This is a genomic window from Streptomyces sp. NPDC049687 (assembly GCF_044465285.1).
Classification (GTDB): domain Bacteria; phylum Actinomycetota; class Actinomycetes; order Streptomycetales; family Streptomycetaceae; genus Streptomyces.
Window position 1 is genome coordinate 299,540 of record NZ_JBITLN010000004.1, and the last position, 16,193, is coordinate 315,732.

The 16,193-nt window shown below is 71.1% G+C and carries 8 protein-coding genes; all 8 read left to right on the plus strand.

Annotated elements, in window-relative coordinates; all coding sequences use genetic code 11:
- Positions 1-179 precede the first annotated feature (179 nt).
- The 8 genes from ACIBVL_RS15715 to ACIBVL_RS15750 all read left to right on the plus strand — a co-directional run bounded on the left by ACIBVL_RS15715 (position 180) and on the right by ACIBVL_RS15750 (position 16,164).
- Positions 180-1,262 (plus strand): esterase-like activity of phytase family protein, encoded by a 1,083-nt coding sequence (locus tag ACIBVL_RS15715; protein ID WP_399097695.1) that lies wholly within the window; start codon positions 180-182, stop codon positions 1,260-1,262.
- Between the two features lie 792 nt (positions 1,263-2,054).
- Positions 2,055-2,630: a response regulator transcription factor gene (locus ACIBVL_RS15720; RefSeq protein ID WP_399097696.1), complete on the plus strand. Its 576-nt coding sequence runs from the start codon at positions 2,055-2,057 to the stop codon at positions 2,628-2,630.
- Between the two features lie 43 nt (positions 2,631-2,673).
- Entirely contained in the window at positions 2,674-6,648 is a 3,975-nt protein-coding gene (eccCa, locus tag ACIBVL_RS15725; RefSeq protein WP_399097697.1) for a type VII secretion protein EccCa, read from the plus strand.
- A gap of 126 nt (positions 6,649-6,774) precedes the next feature.
- Entirely contained in the window at positions 6,775-8,181 is a 1,407-nt protein-coding gene (eccD, locus tag ACIBVL_RS15730; RefSeq protein ID WP_399097698.1) for a type VII secretion integral membrane protein EccD, read from the plus strand.
- A 10-nt stretch (positions 8,182-8,191) separates the two neighbouring features.
- Positions 8,192-9,532, plus strand: coding sequence for a type VII secretion protein EccB (gene eccB / locus ACIBVL_RS15735; RefSeq protein ID WP_399097699.1), 1,341 nt, complete (start codon positions 8,192-8,194; stop codon positions 9,530-9,532).
- 10 nt (positions 9,533-9,542) lie between these two features.
- Entirely contained in the window at positions 9,543-12,380 is a 2,838-nt protein-coding gene (locus ACIBVL_RS15740) for a hypothetical protein (RefSeq protein ID WP_399097700.1), read from the plus strand.
- Positions 12,377-15,703, plus strand: coding sequence for a right-handed parallel beta-helix repeat-containing protein (locus tag ACIBVL_RS15745; RefSeq protein WP_399097701.1), 3,327 nt, complete (start codon positions 12,377-12,379; stop codon positions 15,701-15,703). The genes ACIBVL_RS15740 and ACIBVL_RS15745 overlap by 4 nt, the downstream gene beginning before the upstream one ends.
- Positions 15,704-15,825: 122 nt before the next feature.
- Complete coding sequence (locus ACIBVL_RS15750; RefSeq protein WP_399097702.1) at positions 15,826-16,164, plus strand: WXG100 family type VII secretion target; 339 nt, start codon at positions 15,826-15,828, stop codon at positions 16,162-16,164.
- Positions 16,165-16,193 lie beyond the last annotated feature (29 nt).

Here is a 16,193-nt window from a genome sequence, read left to right on the forward strand (position 1 = left end):
AACCCGTGCGGTGCTCGGCCGTTCGCCTTGCCCTTCATGGTCACGTGCGCCTCGGTGCGGCCATGCACGTGATGCCCGAGGTGTACGTGCCGCCGCGGATGTTGGCCGAGGATGCCCAACGTGCGCAGCCCGCGCCGGGAAAGACCTCCCCTTCGTTCTGGCGCCCAAGGAGTATGCACATGCGTTTGAGTACGTCGATCATTGGCGCGATGGCCATGAGCCTGGCCATCGGTGCCGCGCTGGTCCAGGGCGCCGCTTACGCCGACTCCCCGGCCTTGTCCGCTTCGGGCTCGTCCGCCCCGTCACGTGACTGTTCCGACCTCGTCCGCATACGGGCCTTCTCCGACGACCTCGACAAGAAGACGCTGGACGGCGTCTATGTGGGCAATCTGTCCGCCCTCGCCGTCGACCGGGGTGGCCGGATCGCCGCCGTGTCCGACGAGTCGTACATCTTCTCGCTCGACGTGCGGGAAAAGGCCGGCTCACTGAGCGCCGATGCAGTGACGGTGGCACCCTTGACCGACCTGAACGGCAGGGCGCCGGACTCCGAAGGACTGGTCGTCGACCTGGACGGTACCCGGCTGATCACATCCGAGACAGAACCTTCCGTCACCCGCTACGACCGCGACGGTACGGCGGTCGAGGCGCTGCCGGTGCCGGCCGCCCTCGCTGTCGCCCCGGCGGGGCGAGCTGTGCACAACCAGACATTCGAAGGGCTGACGCTCATGCCCGGGGGACGCACCCTGGTCGCCTCCATGGAGGGCGCGCTCTCCGGCGACGAGACCGACGTGGTGCGGCTGCAGACCTGGCGTCGCGCCGGCGTCGGCAAGCATTTCGAGACCGGTGCCCAGTACGGCTATCGGGTCGACCAGGGCCTGGGGGTCTCCGAGATCCAGTCCGCCGGAGATGGCCGACTGCTTGTCCTCGAACGCGGCTTCACCGCCGGTGTCGGCAACACCGTCCGCCTCTACCTGGCCGACCCAAGCCGGGCCGACGACGTGAGCGGAACCGAGAACCTCACCGCGGGCGGCTCGGCCCGTCTGGTCCACAAGACCTTGCTGGCCGACCTCGCCGACTGCCCTTCCCTCGGCGCCACGGCCCTGCAGCCTCAGCCCAACCCCCTGCTGGACAACATCGAAGGACTCGCCGTGACCGGCCGCACGGCCGCCGGGCGCCTGAGGATCCTGTTGGTCAGCGACGACAATGAGCGGAAGACCCAGATCACCCGCCTGTACTCCCTCGACGTCCGACTGCCGCGCTGAGCAACCCGGGTCGCCGTCCGGGGTGTCCCACCCCCGGGCGGCTGTGGCGAGGGATGGCGTCGCGTCGCGGCAGGACCGCAGGGGCGAAGCACCGGCCGGCAGCACATCCCCAGAGGCGGGCGGGTGGTCGAACCCCGGGGCCGACCCGCTCCGTGCCTCCTCGTTGCCGGGGCGTGGCGGCAGGGCCTTTTCGGCAACCGGAGTCATCCGTGAGCTCGCCGAGGCGCTCGGGCCTCGGGCCAGACCACTGGTGAACATTTTGTGAACGCAATGTTCGGCAGGCGTTCCCCGTCGCCGCGGTCGTGCTCGCCTGTGCCCCTACGTTGCGGGGTTTCGCCTGGTCAGGCGGTGTAGTCAATAACGTCGTGTCCGGCTTTGCATTACCTAACCTTTGCTTGACCCCTTTCGCGAAGTGCTTTAACTGTTAAGCACTTTGTTCGGCGGTCCAACTCGTACCCACGACTCTCCTTGCCCAGGGGCCCACCAGTCCCTCTGCGCAGTTCAGCGGCGAGAGGCAGACATCCATCGATGGCTTGCCGGGTGGCCGGAGCGGCCGCTGGAACATCCAGCAAGGACCCACGAGGGCGTGGGGAGCACACACCTCAGCATTGGAGCGTCCATGGCCACTGACCGTTCTCTCGCGGTGCGAGCCGTCGCTGATACGCGCCCCCCGGTCGGCGAAGGCTGGTAGGGATGGCCGCCAGCACAGTAGAGGCGCCGACGGTGAGTAAACGGAACGCTGAGATCAGCGTGGCCGTGCACGCCGGCGACCCGGTCAGCGGTGAGGGTGCCGTGGCCTCCCTGCGCTCCACCCCGGGGATCACGCTGCTTCCGCCCGCCCGGAGGCGCGAAGCCGACGTCTTGCTGATCACCGTCCACCAGACCACTGAGAACGTGATCCGCTGGATGGAAGAGGCCGCCACTGAGTCGACCAATTCCGAGATGCGCATCGTGCTTCTCGCCGAAACCATCAGCGAGCACCACCTGATGCGGGCGGTCGTCAGCGGCCTGGCGGGCTTCCTGCCCCGTGAGGAGGCCGACCGGGACCGCCTGGTGAAGACCATCCGGGACAGCAGTCGAAACCGCGCGCTCGTTCCCGAACAGATGGTCGGGTGGCTACTCGAACAGGTCAGGACGATTCAGCGCACCGTGCTGGTGCCCAACGGGCTGACCGTCGGCGGTCTGCAGGAGCGGGAGGTCGAGGTGCTGAGGCTGCTCGCCGACGGCCTGGACACCGTGGAGATCGCAGAGCGGCTGAACTACTCGGAGCGGACCATCAAGAACATCGTCAGCGGCATGTTGACACGGCTGAACCTGCGCAACCGCTCGCACGCGGTGGCCTACGCGATGCGCTGCGGAGCGCTGTGACGCTCCACGAGTGCTCCCGCACGACGTCCATGGGAGGACCGGGATGACGAACACGGTGCCGGTGAAGCGCGGACAGCGCGCGGCCGCTCCTGAGATGCCCGAGGGCGAGATCGAGCTGGCCGAGCCGCCGGTGCTCGGCGAGCCGGCGAGCGCCGACTTCGGGTCCGCGCTGGCCTTTCTCCCCATGGGTCTGGGCTCGGCGGCCATGGCGGTGGGGCTCTCGCTGGGTAACGGCTCGCCCACCACCTACATGATGTCCGGGATGATGGGCGTCTCCATGATCGCGATGAGCCTGACCCAGCTCGGGCAGTCGGGCAAGGAACGCAAACGCCGGATGCGGTCCGAGCGCCGGGACTACCTGCGCTACCTCGCCCAACTGCGCAAGCAGGCCAGGGAGGCGGCGGCCGAGCAGCGGGCCGCCGTCTCCTGGGACCACCCCGAACCCGAGGACCTCTGGTCGCTGGCGATGGGCCCCCGGCTGTGGGAGCGCCGCGCCAGCCACGACGACTTCGCCCGGGTCCGGATCGGGCTCGGCTCACGGCGGGCCGCGCTGCGCTTCATCCCCCCGGAGACCAAGCCCGTCGAGGACCTCGAACCCCTCACGGCGATCTCGCTGCGCAGGTTCATCAAGACCCACCAGACGGTCGAGGGCATGGCCGTCCCGGTCTCGCTGCGCAGCTTCGGCAGCGTCGAGTTCGCCGGGGACGGCGCCTACGCGTACGGCATGGTCCGGGCGATGCTCTGCCAGCTGGCCGTCCTCCACTCGCCGGACGAACTGCGGATCGCCGTACTCACCGACGAGCCGGGCCGGGCGGACTGGGACTGGGTGAAGTGGCTGCCGCACAACGCCCATCCCCGCGAGCATGACGCGGCGGGCGCGCTGCGGCTCGTCGCCACCGACCACGAGGCCCTGTTGGAGCTCCTGGGCCAGGACGTCAGCGACCGCCCCGACCACGACAAGTCCGAAGCGCCCAGCGCGTCCGAACCGTTCATGGTGATCGTCGCCGCCGGAACGCCCATCCCGCCCAGCTCCCGGCTGCTCGGCGGCGGGCTGCGCAACGTCGTGCTGCTCGACCTGACCGGCGCCATGACCGGCGGCCCGAAGGTGCTGCGCCTGACCACCGAGCAGGGCCGGGTGACGTTCCCCTCCGGCGACTCGACGGCCTCCGCCAAGGCCGACGAGCTGAGCCCGGCCGCGGCCGAGAGCCTGGCCAGGTATCTCGCGCCGATGCGCACCAGCGGGATCGTGGACCTGGTCGACGAACCGTTCGAGAACGACTTCGACCTGACCGCCCTGCTCGGCATCCGCGATCCGCGGGCGTTCGACGTGGCCTCCCAGTGGCGGCCGCGCACCCCGCAACACGCCCGCCTGCGGGTGCCCATCGGGGTGACCGAGGACGGCGACATCGTCGAGCTGGACTTCAAGGAATCCGCCCAGAGCGGTATGGGACCGCACGGCCTGCTGATCGGTGCCACCGGGTCCGGCAAGAGCGAACTTCTGCGCACCCTGGTCATCGGCCTGTGCGCCACCCACTCCTCCGAGATCCTCAACCTGGTCCTGGTCGACTTCAAGGGCGGCGCCACCTTCCTCAACATGGAGAAGCTGCCGCACACCTCGGCGGTGATCACCAACCTGGCCGACGAGCTGCCGCTGGTCGACCGGATGCGCGACTCGCTCCAGGGAGAGGTGATCCGCCGTCAGGAACTGCTCCGCGAGGCCGGCTACGCCAACCTCTTCGACTACGAGAAGGCGAGACTCGGCGGCGCCCGGCTCGCCCCGATGCCCTCGCTCCTCCTCATCGTCGACGAGTTCTCCGAGCTGCTCTCCAGCAAGCCGGAGTTCATCGAGCTGTTCGTGATGATCGGACGCGTCGGACGCAGCCTCGGCGTGCACCTGCTGCTCGCCTCGCAGCGACTCGACGAAGGCAGCATCCACAAGGTCGCCGGCCACCTCTCCTACCGGGTCGCCCTGCGCACGTTCTCCTCCATGGAGTCGCGCAGCGTGATCGGCATCACGGGCGCCTACGAGCTGCCGTCCGCCCCGGGCCACGGCTACCTGAAGATCGACACCACCAACCTGGTCCGCTTCAAGGCCGCCTACGTCTCCGGACCCTGCCCTGAGCCACAGGCCCGCACCACCGCGGGCGGCGGCCAGCCCGGACCGGCCGCCGAGATCGTCCCCTTCGGCCTGGAGCAGCGGCCGCCGCTTTTGGCCGACCCGACACCCATCGGCCCGGCTCCCGCGCCGGAACCGGACGAGTCATTCGACGAGGAGCAGTCCGAGTCCTCCGAGAGCCTGCTCGAGGTGCTGATCGACCGGCTCACCGACGCCGGCCCGCCCGCCCGCCAGGTGTGGCTGCCGCCACTGGACCAGTCGCCGAGCCTGGACCAGTTGCTGCCGGGCATCGTGCCCGATCCGGTGCGCGGGATGAGCGCGAGCGAGTACCCGGCGCTCGGCGCCCTGAAGGTGCCCCTCGGCATGGTGGACCGGCCCTACGAGCAGCTGCGCGAACTCCTGGTCGCCGACCTCTCCGGAGCCGACGGGCACGTCGGCGTCGCGGGAGCACCGCAGACCGGCAAGTCCACCCTGCTCCGCAGCCTGATCCTCTCGCTCGCCCTGACACACACCCCGGAGGAGGTCCAGTTCTACTGCCTGGACTTCGGTGGCGGCGGCATCGTCTCCATCGCGGGCCTGCCGCACGTCGGCTCGGTGGCCACCCGCCTTGAGCGCGACCGGGTGCTGCGTACCGTCGAGGAGATGACCCAGGTGCTGGAGATGCGGGAGGAGCGCTTCACCACCCTGGGCCTGGAGTCGATGGCCGCCTACCGGGCGCTGCGCAGAAGCGGGCAGATCGACGACCCGTACGGCGACGTCTTCTTCGTGGTGGACGGGTGGGCCACCCTCCGGCAGGACTTCGAGGAGCTGGAGGACCGCGTCGCCGAGCTGGCCGCCCGCGGCCTCTCCTTCGGCGTGCACGTGGTGGCCTCGGCGGTCCGCTGGTCGGAGATCCGCCCCAAGCAGCGCGACCTCCTGGGCACCAAACTCGAGCTCCGGCTCGGCGACAGCATGGAGTCCGAGGTCGGATCGCGGCAGGCCGCCGGAGTGCCCTCGCGCCCCGGGCGCGGTCTCACCAGTTCCGGCCACCACTTCCTGTCCGCACTGCCCCGCCTCGACGGCTCTTCGGACATCGACGACGTGACCAGCGCGACCAAGGCCGCGGCAGCGGAGATCGGGACGTTCTGGACCGGCCGGTCGGCGCCGGGTGTCCGGCTGCTGCCCAGCAGCCTGCCGGTGGACGAGTTGCCCGCGCCGCACGGCGACATGCGTGCCTGCCTGGGCTGGGACGAGAAGCGTCTGCAACCCGTCTGGCACGACTTCGAGAAGGTGCCGCACCTGATGGCCTTCGGCGACGACGCCACCGGGAAGACCAACCTGCTGCGCCTGGTCGCCAAGGCGATCACCGCCCGCTACACGCCCGATGAAGCGCGCATCCTGCTCGCCGACCCCGGACGGCAGCTCCTCAGGGACGTCCCGGAGGAGTACCGCGTCGGCTACGCCGTGGGCACCGAGGCGCTGGCGGAACTGGCGGGCAGCGCCGCGGTGTCGGTGAGCGGCCGGGTGCCCGGCCCCGACGTCGCCCCCGAGCGGCTGCCGCAGCGCGACTGGTGGCAGGGACCGCGGCTGTTCATGCTCATCGACGACTACGACCTGTTCGCCACGGGCAGCGCCATGGACAACCCCATGTCGGCCATGGTGCCGCTGCTGGCCCAGGCGGCCAACATCGGACTGCACATCGTGGTCGCGCGCAGCACCTCGGGAGCGATGCGCGCCATGATGGACCCGCTGCTGCGCCGGATGTGGGAACTGGGAAGCCCGGCGCTGCTCTTCTCCTACCCCAAGGAGGAGGGCAAGTTCATCGGCGAGGCCAAGCCGCGCATGCTGCCCCCGGGCCGGGCGCAGTTCGTCACCCGGCGCGGTGTCGGACTGCTCCAGACCGGACTGGCGGCCCCGTCATGAGCCGGGCCTCCGCCGGGCGCCGCACACCCCGCGCCCGGCGCCCGCATCGACATTGCCCATCGCATCGACCTTGCGCACCGCATCGCCTCTGCCCTGTTTTCCCCGTCCGTGCACCGCAGGAGAACCATGAGCACCGCCGCGTCGTCCCCATCCCGCACCGGGCACGGGGGGACCGCCGACGTCTGTCGGCTGACCATCAGCGCGGCCAAGGGCCGCACCGACCTCGCGGTGCCCGTCACGGTCACGATGGCCACACTGCTGCCCGTCGTGCTCAAGCGGTCCGTGGGCGAGGCCGACCTCGGTAACAGGTGGGCGCTGCAGCGGCTCGGTGAGGCCCCGCTGGACCTGGACGGCACCCCGGAGACCCTCGGCCTGCGGGACGGTGACGTCCTGTACCTGAGGCCGAAGGACGACCTCCTGTCGGAGCTGCAGTTCGACGACGTGGCCGACGGAGTGGCCACCGCGCTCAACGCCCAACGCGACCGCTGGCGACCGGAGCTGACCCGGCGGCTCTGCCTCGTCCTGGCCTGTTTGGCGCTGGGTTCCCTCGTGGCCCTGGTCGCCGCCGCCCACCCCGATCTGCTGACCGCGCTCACCTGCGGCGTGCTCGCGGTGGGCCTGGTCGCAGGCTGCGCTCTGGTCACCAAGACGCTGGACGACCGGGCCATGGGGACCATCGCCGGCCTGGGCGCCTGCCTGTTCGCCGCGCTGGCCGGGTTGTCGGCGCTGGCCGGCCCCGCCGGGCTGCTCGCGCCCGGTCGGCTGGACGGGCTGATCACCGCCGCGTTCACCGGGGTGATGGCCGCCGCGGTCCTGGCCACCGGCAGGGTGCCGAACGCCGTGTTCGGCACCCTGCTCATGCTGGCGGGCACGGTGGAGCTCGGGTCGTTCCTGTCGATCGTCCTCGGGTGGGACGCCACGCGGGTCGCCGTGGTGCTCGCGGCGGCCATGTTCGGCATGTCCCCGTTCATTCCGCGCCTGGCGCTGTTCGCGGCCAGACTGCGCGTGGTGGAACTCCCGCACAACGCGGAGGAACTGCAGCAGGGCATCGACCCGCTGCCGGAAGCCCTGGTCACCCGCCGGGTCGCGGCGGCGGACGGTTACCTCAGCGTCTTCTTCCTCTCCGCCGCCGTGGTCTTCACGGTGGCCTCCGCACTGCTGGTCCAGGCCCCGCACTGGCCGGGCCGGGTGTTCACCGCGGTGTTCAGCGCGGCGGTGCTGCTGCGCGCACGCGGCGTGGGCAACGCCGTGCAGCGCATCGCGCTGGTGGTCGCCGGAGGGCTCGGAGCGACCCTGGTCCTGCTGTCCCTCACGCTCCACGCGAGCTCGGTGGTGCGGGCCGCGGCCATGCTCGGCCTGTTCGCCGCCGCCGCCCTGCTGCTGACGGGTGCCTGGCGACTTCCCGGGGCAAGGCTGCGGCCCATATGGGGACGCCTCGGCGAGATCCTCGAGGGTCTCACCGCGCTTGCCCTCGTCCCACTGCTGCTGCAGGTCCTGGACGCTTACGCGTATTTCCGCTCGCTGGCCGGCTGAGGGGGCTGCGGTGCAGAATCGACGCGATCACGTCCAGGCACACCGGTTCGCCGTGGGCCGGCTGGTGTCGGCACTGGTGGCCGGTGATCCGGGCCCCGTCGAGGTCCCCATGCGACGGGGGAATCTCGGCACGCAGTTCGGCATGCTGGTCGCGGTCCTGCTCGCCGCGGGCTTCGCGGTCTACGGCCTGATCAGCCCCGGAGCGAGCACGGCCTGGCGCTCTCCGGGGGCGATCATCGTGGAGAAGGAGACCGGCAACCGGTACGTCTACCTCGACGGGCAGTTGTACCCCACGGCCAACTACGCCTCCGCGCTGCTGGTCGCCGGAAACCGTGCCAAGACCGTGTCCGTTCCAGGCGAGTCCCTGGCGGACGTCCGGCGCGGCCCGGAGCTCGGCATCCTCGGCGCACCCGACGACGTGCCCACCGCCACCGAACTGCTCTCCGGAGACCGCGCGGTGTGCCTGCCGCCGGGCAGCGCGAAGACGCTGGTGGACCTCGCCCCCGCCGGCCGCTCCACCCCCGTCCCGCGCGGTCGGCGGGTCCTGCTCTCCGGGCCGGACCGCAGCACGTACATCCTGTGGAACGGCCGGACGTTCCGGTTGCGGTCCCACGCCGAGCTGGTCGCGCTCGGCATGGTGGCCCAGCAGACCGTGCCGGTCTCCTCGGCCTGGCTGGCCCAAGTGCCGTCCGGCGGGACGCTGACCGCCCCACGCATCCCGGGGGAGGGCTCCACGGGTCCCTCGGTGGCCGGCGCCCCCGGGCAGGTCGGGCAGTTGTTCGAGGCGATGGCAGCCGACGAGCGGGAGCTGTACGTCCTGCGGTCCGACGGCCTCGCCCCGATCAACCGCACCGAGTTCGCACTGCTCAGCGCCGTACCCGGCGCGACCGCGCCGAAGAAGGTGACCGCCGCCGACATCGCGGCGGCCGAGGTCTCGCAGGACCGCTCCCTGCTCACCGCTGTGCCGGACCTGCTCGCGGGGTCCGCTTTCGACCCCGGCAGCTCGGCGCTGTGCGTACTGCAGAAGGCAGGTAGTTCCAAGGGCGGCTCGGTCGTCACCGAGCCCGTCGCCGGCTCGCTGCCCTCCGGTCTGGTCGTGCCGCCCGCCAAGGGCCTGCTTGTCGCGGCGCAGTCCGCCCGGACGTCCGACTCCGACTCCACACCGAGGCTCTTCCTGATCACCGACACCGGCAAGAAGTACCCGCTGACCGACTCCGACGCGGTCGCGGCACTCGGATACGACCAGGTCAAGGTGCGCACACTGCCCCAGCCATTGCTCGATCTGGCCCCCACCGGTCCGACGCTGGACATCACCACAGCCAAGACCGCCGTCACGGCACATGCCGGTTAGGGGGCGCGACATGGTGCAACTCGAGCGCGGGCCCCGCGGCGCGGACCGCACGCAACTGGAGTGCCAGAGCATCGGCGATGCCCTGCTGGTCCATCCCGAGGGGAGGATCAACCCGCAGGTGCGCGCCTTCGCCGGCGGGCTGGCCCAGGACCCCGAACACACTCTGGTCGTCGTCGACCTCCCCGAGGATCCGCCGGCCGAGGACTGGGAGTCGGTGGCCAGACTGCTCAAGCGCCGAGGGCGGTCCTTCCGGGTGATCACCGGACGCCCGAGCCGCGAGACCGCCATGACGGTCGGCCAGCTCCTGGCCGACCGGCTCGAACGGACCGTGCTCACCCCGGACGGCTGGGTCCTTCCCGCCGCCGGGGGCATGCTTTTCGTGCCGGAGGCCGCCGGCTCCGGCTGGCTGGGCTTCCAGCCGCGCCGCTCCGCTGCCTGGACGCGGCTCGGCTCGCACAAGCGCGCTCCTCGCGTGTCACGCCGCTTTCCCGTGCCGTACTGGGATGACGCCGTGCCGGAGAACTCCTTCGCGACCAGCGCGGAGGGAACGGCCGAACCGCTTCCCGGCGGCGTGTGGATCAGGCGGAAGGACCAGCCCGCAGGCGACCAGGACGTCCATCGCAGGCGGCTGATAGCCTCCCTGCTCCCGCAGTCCGCCCGGCTCACCGTGGTGCTCGGCTGCCCTGGTGACCCGCACTTGCGGGTGGGGGACATCGAACGGTTCTGGGAACGCGTCACCCCGTATGTCCGGTCGCGGGTGCGTTTCGCCCTGTACGGGCCGGTGGGCGTGCCGGAGGGAAACGCGCTCGGGCAGATACTGGCCGACCGGCTCGGTCACGAGATCATCGTCTACGGCGGCCTGCCGACGGTCGGTGAGCCCGGCGCGGACGGCGCGCTGATACGCGTCCTGGGCGAGGACGGCACCCTCGGCCCGGCCGCCTTCGCGCGCGAGCTGGTGTACCGGCCCACACGGGCCGGCTCCGTCGCGCCGACACCCCTGCTGCTGGACTGCCGTGCGCCGGTGGAGGGCTTGCCGGAGATCTCCACCGGCGTGTACTGGTACGCGCCCGACGCCGTGCTGGAGGTGACCCAGAGCGGACTGTGGCTACGGCCACCGGAGGCCTCCGCCGACGCCCCGGCGGTGCACAGCGTCCCGGCCCACCTGGGACGGATGGTCATCCACGTCGACGAGGGCACCCCCGAGTCCGCGCAGCGGATGCGGTCGCTGGCCGAAGAGGTGCGGCAGAAGCTCGATCCGGTGCTCGCCGAAGGATGCCTGGTGCTGCCTGCCCCGAAGCACGAGGCCGAGGGGAACTCCGGCGCGGCTTCCGCTGCGGCTGGAGTGGCGCACTCCGGGTCGGTGCCTGCCGCGGGGGAGATCGGGCCCGCGGGCGGGGTGACAGGTGAGCCGGGGTCTGAGACGGGGGCAACCGGGCCTGCGGGAGTAGTACGCGAGTCGGCGCCGAGGCCTGCCGTGCGGGAGAACGGGCCTGTGGGGTCCGTGCCGGAGGGGCCCGCCGAGGGCAGGCCCCGGGCTGCGCCCGAGGCGTCACAGCCTGTGCCGGTGGTCGGCGTCACTGAGCCCGGGACTGCGCCTGCCGTGCCGGTGGCCGGCGTCACCGAGCCGGAACCCGCGCCCGCTGCTCCGGCAGCGCCCGTTACGCCGGAGTCGCGGCCGTCGACACCCGCGCCCGTACGTCCCAGGTCCCTTCGACTGGAGTCGGCCCCGCCTCCCGGCGCCGCGCCCGCCGCATCGGCCGAAGGCACTGCCTCCGGTGCCGGCATCGCGGAGCCATACGGGGTCCCCGAGCCCGTGGCGGACCCGGCGCCGCAGGCACCACCGCGGCCGACTCCGCCACCGGTATCGCACTCCCCGGCGCATCCTCCGGCGGTTTCACCCGCGTCGCCCCGGCCTCCGGCCGCCGACCCCTCGGAACCGCCGACTCCCGCGCCGGCCCGTACCCCTGAGGCGCGGCCGAAGGCACAGCCGCCGGCTGTCCGTGTGCAACCCGTGCCCGAACCCGAAGCCTGCGCCGTGCCCCCCGAGCGCGGAATCGAGCAGGAGCGTGCCTGGTTGCGACGGACGTTGAAGGGGCAGTACGACTCCGCCGCGAACCACGTTGCGCGGGTGCTGTCCGAATCCCCGGGGCTGCGCGGCGCCTCCCGGCAATCGGCCGACGAGGTGGTCACCGACCTGGTCGCGGTCCGGCTGTATCTGTCCGGAGGAACTGACGGGATCGACAGCGCCGTGCGCGGCGCGACCGTGGGTCCCCACGTGCCGCTGGCCCGCTGTGTGGCGTCAGGGCTGCGCCGGCTGCCGTCCTATCGAGGCGCCACGCTCCTGCGCACCACGCTCAGTGAGGCGGAATGGCAGTGGTACGGCAAGCGCCGGCTCGTCACCGAGTGGGCGTTCTGCTCCGCGCTGACCACCGCGCATCCGGAGATGGCCGGCGACGTCGACGTGCTGATCTGGTCGATGACCGCACGCCGCACCGCCCTGCTGGACGCAGCCGTCCCCGACCGGGTGCTCTACCTGCCCGGCACCAGTTTCAAGGTGCTCGGGGTGCGCGACGAAGAACGGCGCGTGCTGCTGCTGCGGGAGCTGACCGGTCCGGAGATCGGCGCGGACGGCAGCGTCGACCTCCGGCGCCTCCCGCTGGACGACATCGCCATGACCGGGCTGGAGCAGGCCGCCACGGAGTGGCACGAGGCCAAGCCCGCCGCCGTACGACTCCCTGCGACGGCCGCCACCGCACTCCGGAATCCTCCGGGACTGATCGTGACCGGCCGCAACGCGGCGCCCCGCCGTGCCGACACCGCACCACCCAGAAAGGGAACGACGCCATGACGAGACAGGTCCTGCTGGTCTCCCGGGACCGTCCCGGCGCCTACCCATCCATAGGCGAGGCGCTGCGCGCCGCCGCCGACGGCGCGGTGATCACCGTGGCCGGTGGAACGTACGAGGAATCCCTGGTCATCTCACGCATGGTGACCATCACTGCCGCGAGCGGCGCGAGCGAGGTGCACCTGAGCGTGGGCTCGGGAAGCGCCGTCGTGATCGATACCGAGGCGGTGCAGCTCTCCGGTCTGACGATCTCCGGTGGGGACGAGGACGCGGCCGCCGTCGAGATCCGGCGCGGCGAGGCCGCACTGGATGCCTGCCGGATCATCAGTGCCGGGTGGACCGCGATCCTGGCATGGCATCAGGGAACGCTGGTGGCACGTGACTGCCGGATCGACCAGGCGCAGGGTGCCGGCATCGTGGTGACCTCGCCCGGAGGCAACGCCGTCGAGAAGACCGTCGTCACGGGGACCCGCTCGTCCGCGATCGTGGTGGCCGAGGGCGGAAGGCTGGCGGTCCGGGAAAGTGTCATCGACCAGGCCGAGGGCAACGGCATCTGCGTCAACGGCCACGGCCGCGCGGAGATCAAGGACACGGCGATCACCGCGAGCAGCAAGCCGGCGCTGGTCGTCGAGCAGAACGGCACGGCGGCCGCGTCGGGCCTCACCGTGACCGACAGCGTGAGCGTGGACGCGTACCTCACCAGCAAGGGCCAGGTCACCCTCACCGGCTGCCGGTTCTCCGGTGCCGGCGGGGAGTCGGTGCACATCGCCGGCGGGTCGGGCCCGGTGCTCAAGGAGTGCGGCATCTCCGCCCCGGGTGGAACCGCGGTCCGGATCACTGGGAAGTCGCGGCCACGGCTGGAGGACTGCAAGATCACGCAGACGTCGGTGGGCGTCCTCGTGGACGACGGCAGCACGGCCGACCTCAGGCAACTGGTCGTACGCAAGGCGGCCGAGGTGGCGGTGGTCGTCACGGAAGGTGCCACCGCCGAGCTGGAGCGGCTGACGGTGGCCGAGGGCAGGGGCAGCGGGCTGCGCGTGGGGGGCGCCGCCAAGGTCGTCCTGCGTGAGTGCGAGATCGCCACCGACCGGGCCAACGCGGTGGAGCTGGCGGAGAAGGGCACCGGTACGTTCCAGGGGCTGCGCCTGCGCACCGCGGGCTCAGGCGGACTCTCCCTGACCGACGGCTCCGAGGCGGAGGTGGTGTCGGCCCGGCTCCAGGGCTGCGAGGTCCTTGTCGGGCAGGACGCCGCGCTCACCCTCCGGGACAGCGAACTCGCCGGCTCCGGGACCGACGCGATCCGGGTGACCGGCGGCGGATCGGTGACGGCCGTAGGGTGCCGACTGCACAGCGCCCGCGGGCACGGCGTCAACATTCAGGCGAACGCGCGGGCCGAGGTCAGCAACTGCGCGATCTTCGACAACGCCGGGGACGGCGTACGCACCAGCACCGAGGAGCCCGTACTCCTGCGCGACTGCGAAGTGCGGGACAACGGCGGCCGGCAGGTGCACCAGCTGCGGGACAACCCGCAGTTCTCGGCCAGCAACCTGACCGGCAGCGACCGACGGGAGAAGTCCGGGAACCCCGCGCCGAAGGGGAAGCAGCGACCGGAGGGCGGCGCGGAGCAGCCCGACGAGCCGGAGAGCGCGCAGCACACCGGCACGGGACCGCTCGCCGAACTGGACGCGCTGGTCGGGTTGGGGAGCGTCAAGCACGAAGTCACCAGCCTCATCAATCTCAACAAGATGGCTCAGCGACGGGAGGAGATGGGACTGCCCATGCCTCCGATGAGCCGCCACCTGGTCTTCGCCGGCCCTCCGGGTACGGGCAAGACCACGGTGGCCCGCCTCTACGGTGCCGTCCTCGCCGAACTGGGCATCCTCACCAAGGGCCACATCGTGGAGGTCGCGCGCGCCGATCTCGTGGCGCAGTACATCGGTGCCACCGCCATCAAGACCACGGAGGTCTTCACCAAGGCGATCGGCGGCGTGCTGTTCATCGACGAGGCCTACACGCTGACCAGCCAGGCCAAGGGAAGCGGCCCCGACTTCGGTCAGGAGGCCGTCGAGACCCTGATGAAGCTCATGGAGGACCACCGCGACGAGATCGTGGTCATCGTCGCGGGCTACTCCGAGCAGATGGACCAGTTCCTGTCCTCCAACCCCGGCATGGCGTCACGCTTCTCCCGTACCGTCGAGTTCCCCAACTACTCGGTCGACGAGTTGGTGACGATCGTCCGGGGTCTGTGTTCCAAGCACTACTACGAGCTCACCGACTCCGCGCTGGACGCTCTCACCGCCTACTTCGAGCGGACCCCGAAGGGGCCGACCTTCGGCAACGGCCGCGTGGCCCGCCAGCTGTTCGAGTCGATGATCAACCGCCAGGCGTCCCGGCTGGCCACTCATCCGCCCACGGTGGACTCGGAGTTCACGCGTCTGACGGCCGAGGACGTGGAGAGCGCCCCCGGGGCGGACCCCGCCACGACCGGCCCCGGCGGCAATCGGCAGCCGGAGGCGCGCAGCAGCCGGCGCATCGCGAACCTGGTGGGGCTGGAGACGGTCCGTACCTCGCTTCTCGAACGCGTAGACGGGCTCACGGAGTTGCGGCGGCAGCGCCAACCGGTCGCGGGGTTGATGAACCTGGTGTTCGCGGGCAATCAGGGCAGCGGTCGACGTGCCGTGGCAGGACTGTACGCGCGGTGCCTCGCCGAGAACGGTCTCCTGGAGACCGGTGCGGTGCACCGGCAGGCACTCTCCGCGTTCCCGGCGGGCTGGCGGGAGCAGGCCGAGACGTTCGCCGCCGCCGTCTTCGGCGAGGCCGCGGGCGGGTTGCTGCTGCTCGAACTGGACCAGGCGTTCCAGGACCGCCCTGAGGGCGAGCGCGGCGCCGTCATGAGCGCGCTGCGCGCCGCCGCGGACGGCAACGCCGAGGTGGCGCTGGTGCTCTGTGGCGAGGAGCCGACCCTGGTGGAGGCGCTGAACGCGTCCCCGGGCTCCGAACTGGCCGCCTGTTTCGCCGAGTACCTGCCGTTCGCCGACTACTCGGGAGCGGAGCTGGCCGAGCTCGCGCTGCGTTATCTGACAGCACGTGGATTCACGGTCGGCGACCATGTACGGAGCTCGCTCGCCGAGCATTTCACCGATTCTCCGCCCCCTGCGGGAGCGTACGGGGCGCACCGGTTCGCCGAACGCCTGGCCGCGGCCGACTCCCCGGCGATCCGTCCGGCCACCCGAGCGGACGCCGCCGGGCCTGGCTCCGATGGAGCAGGTCCGACGCCTCCGGAGAAGGACAGCCCGGCCCTTGCCGGGGCGGGCACGGGGGCCTGACAGGGTCGTCGGGGCAACGGTCGCTGGTGAACGGGGCAACGCGGTTCCCTTGGCCCCGGGCCTTCGAGAAGGTATGAGCAGCCGGTTCCACAAGGAACCCGAAACGAGAAAGGGAGGGTTTGATGGCCAGCAACGGCATGACACAGGTCGAACTTCAGGGACTTCAGAACGCCATCAACGTCTTCTCCGAAGGCGTCTCCAACTTCGACAACCAGTACAACGCGATGAGCACGATGGTCGCCGGCATCCAGGCCAAATGGTCCGGACAGGCGTACCAGGCGTTCGACCGGGCGCTGCAGAACTGGCTCGTCGACTTCAACAGGGTGATCTCGGTGCTCAACGGCATGGAGAACACACTGACCCAGAACAAGAGCGTGCTCACGCAGACGAACGAGGAAACCATCGCCGAAGCCCAGCGGGCTGCCTCCCTGATCACCACCCCGCGGCTCCCTGGATTCTGAGACCAGTCGACTTTTCACGGATTAGGAGA

Bases quoted from the DNA above. Each gene is read 5' to 3' on its own strand.
- ACIBVL_RS15715 (WP_399097695.1), top strand. From the start codon at position 180: ATGCGTTTGAGTACGTCGATCATTGGCGCGATGGCCATGAGCCTGGCC.
- eccCa (WP_399097697.1), top strand. From the start codon at position 2,674: ATGACGAACACGGTGCCGGTGAAGCGCGGACAGCGCGCGGCCGCTCCT.
- eccD (WP_399097698.1), top strand. From the start codon at position 6,775: ATGAGCACCGCCGCGTCGTCCCCATCCCGCACCGGGCACGGGGGGACC.
- ACIBVL_RS15740 (WP_399097700.1), top strand. From the start codon at position 9,543: ATGGTGCAACTCGAGCGCGGGCCCCGCGGCGCGGACCGCACGCAACTG.
- ACIBVL_RS15745 (WP_399097701.1), top strand. From the start codon at position 12,377: ATGACGAGACAGGTCCTGCTGGTCTCCCGGGACCGTCCCGGCGCCTAC.
- ACIBVL_RS15750 (WP_399097702.1), top strand. From the start codon at position 15,826: ATGGCCAGCAACGGCATGACACAGGTCGAACTTCAGGGACTTCAGAAC.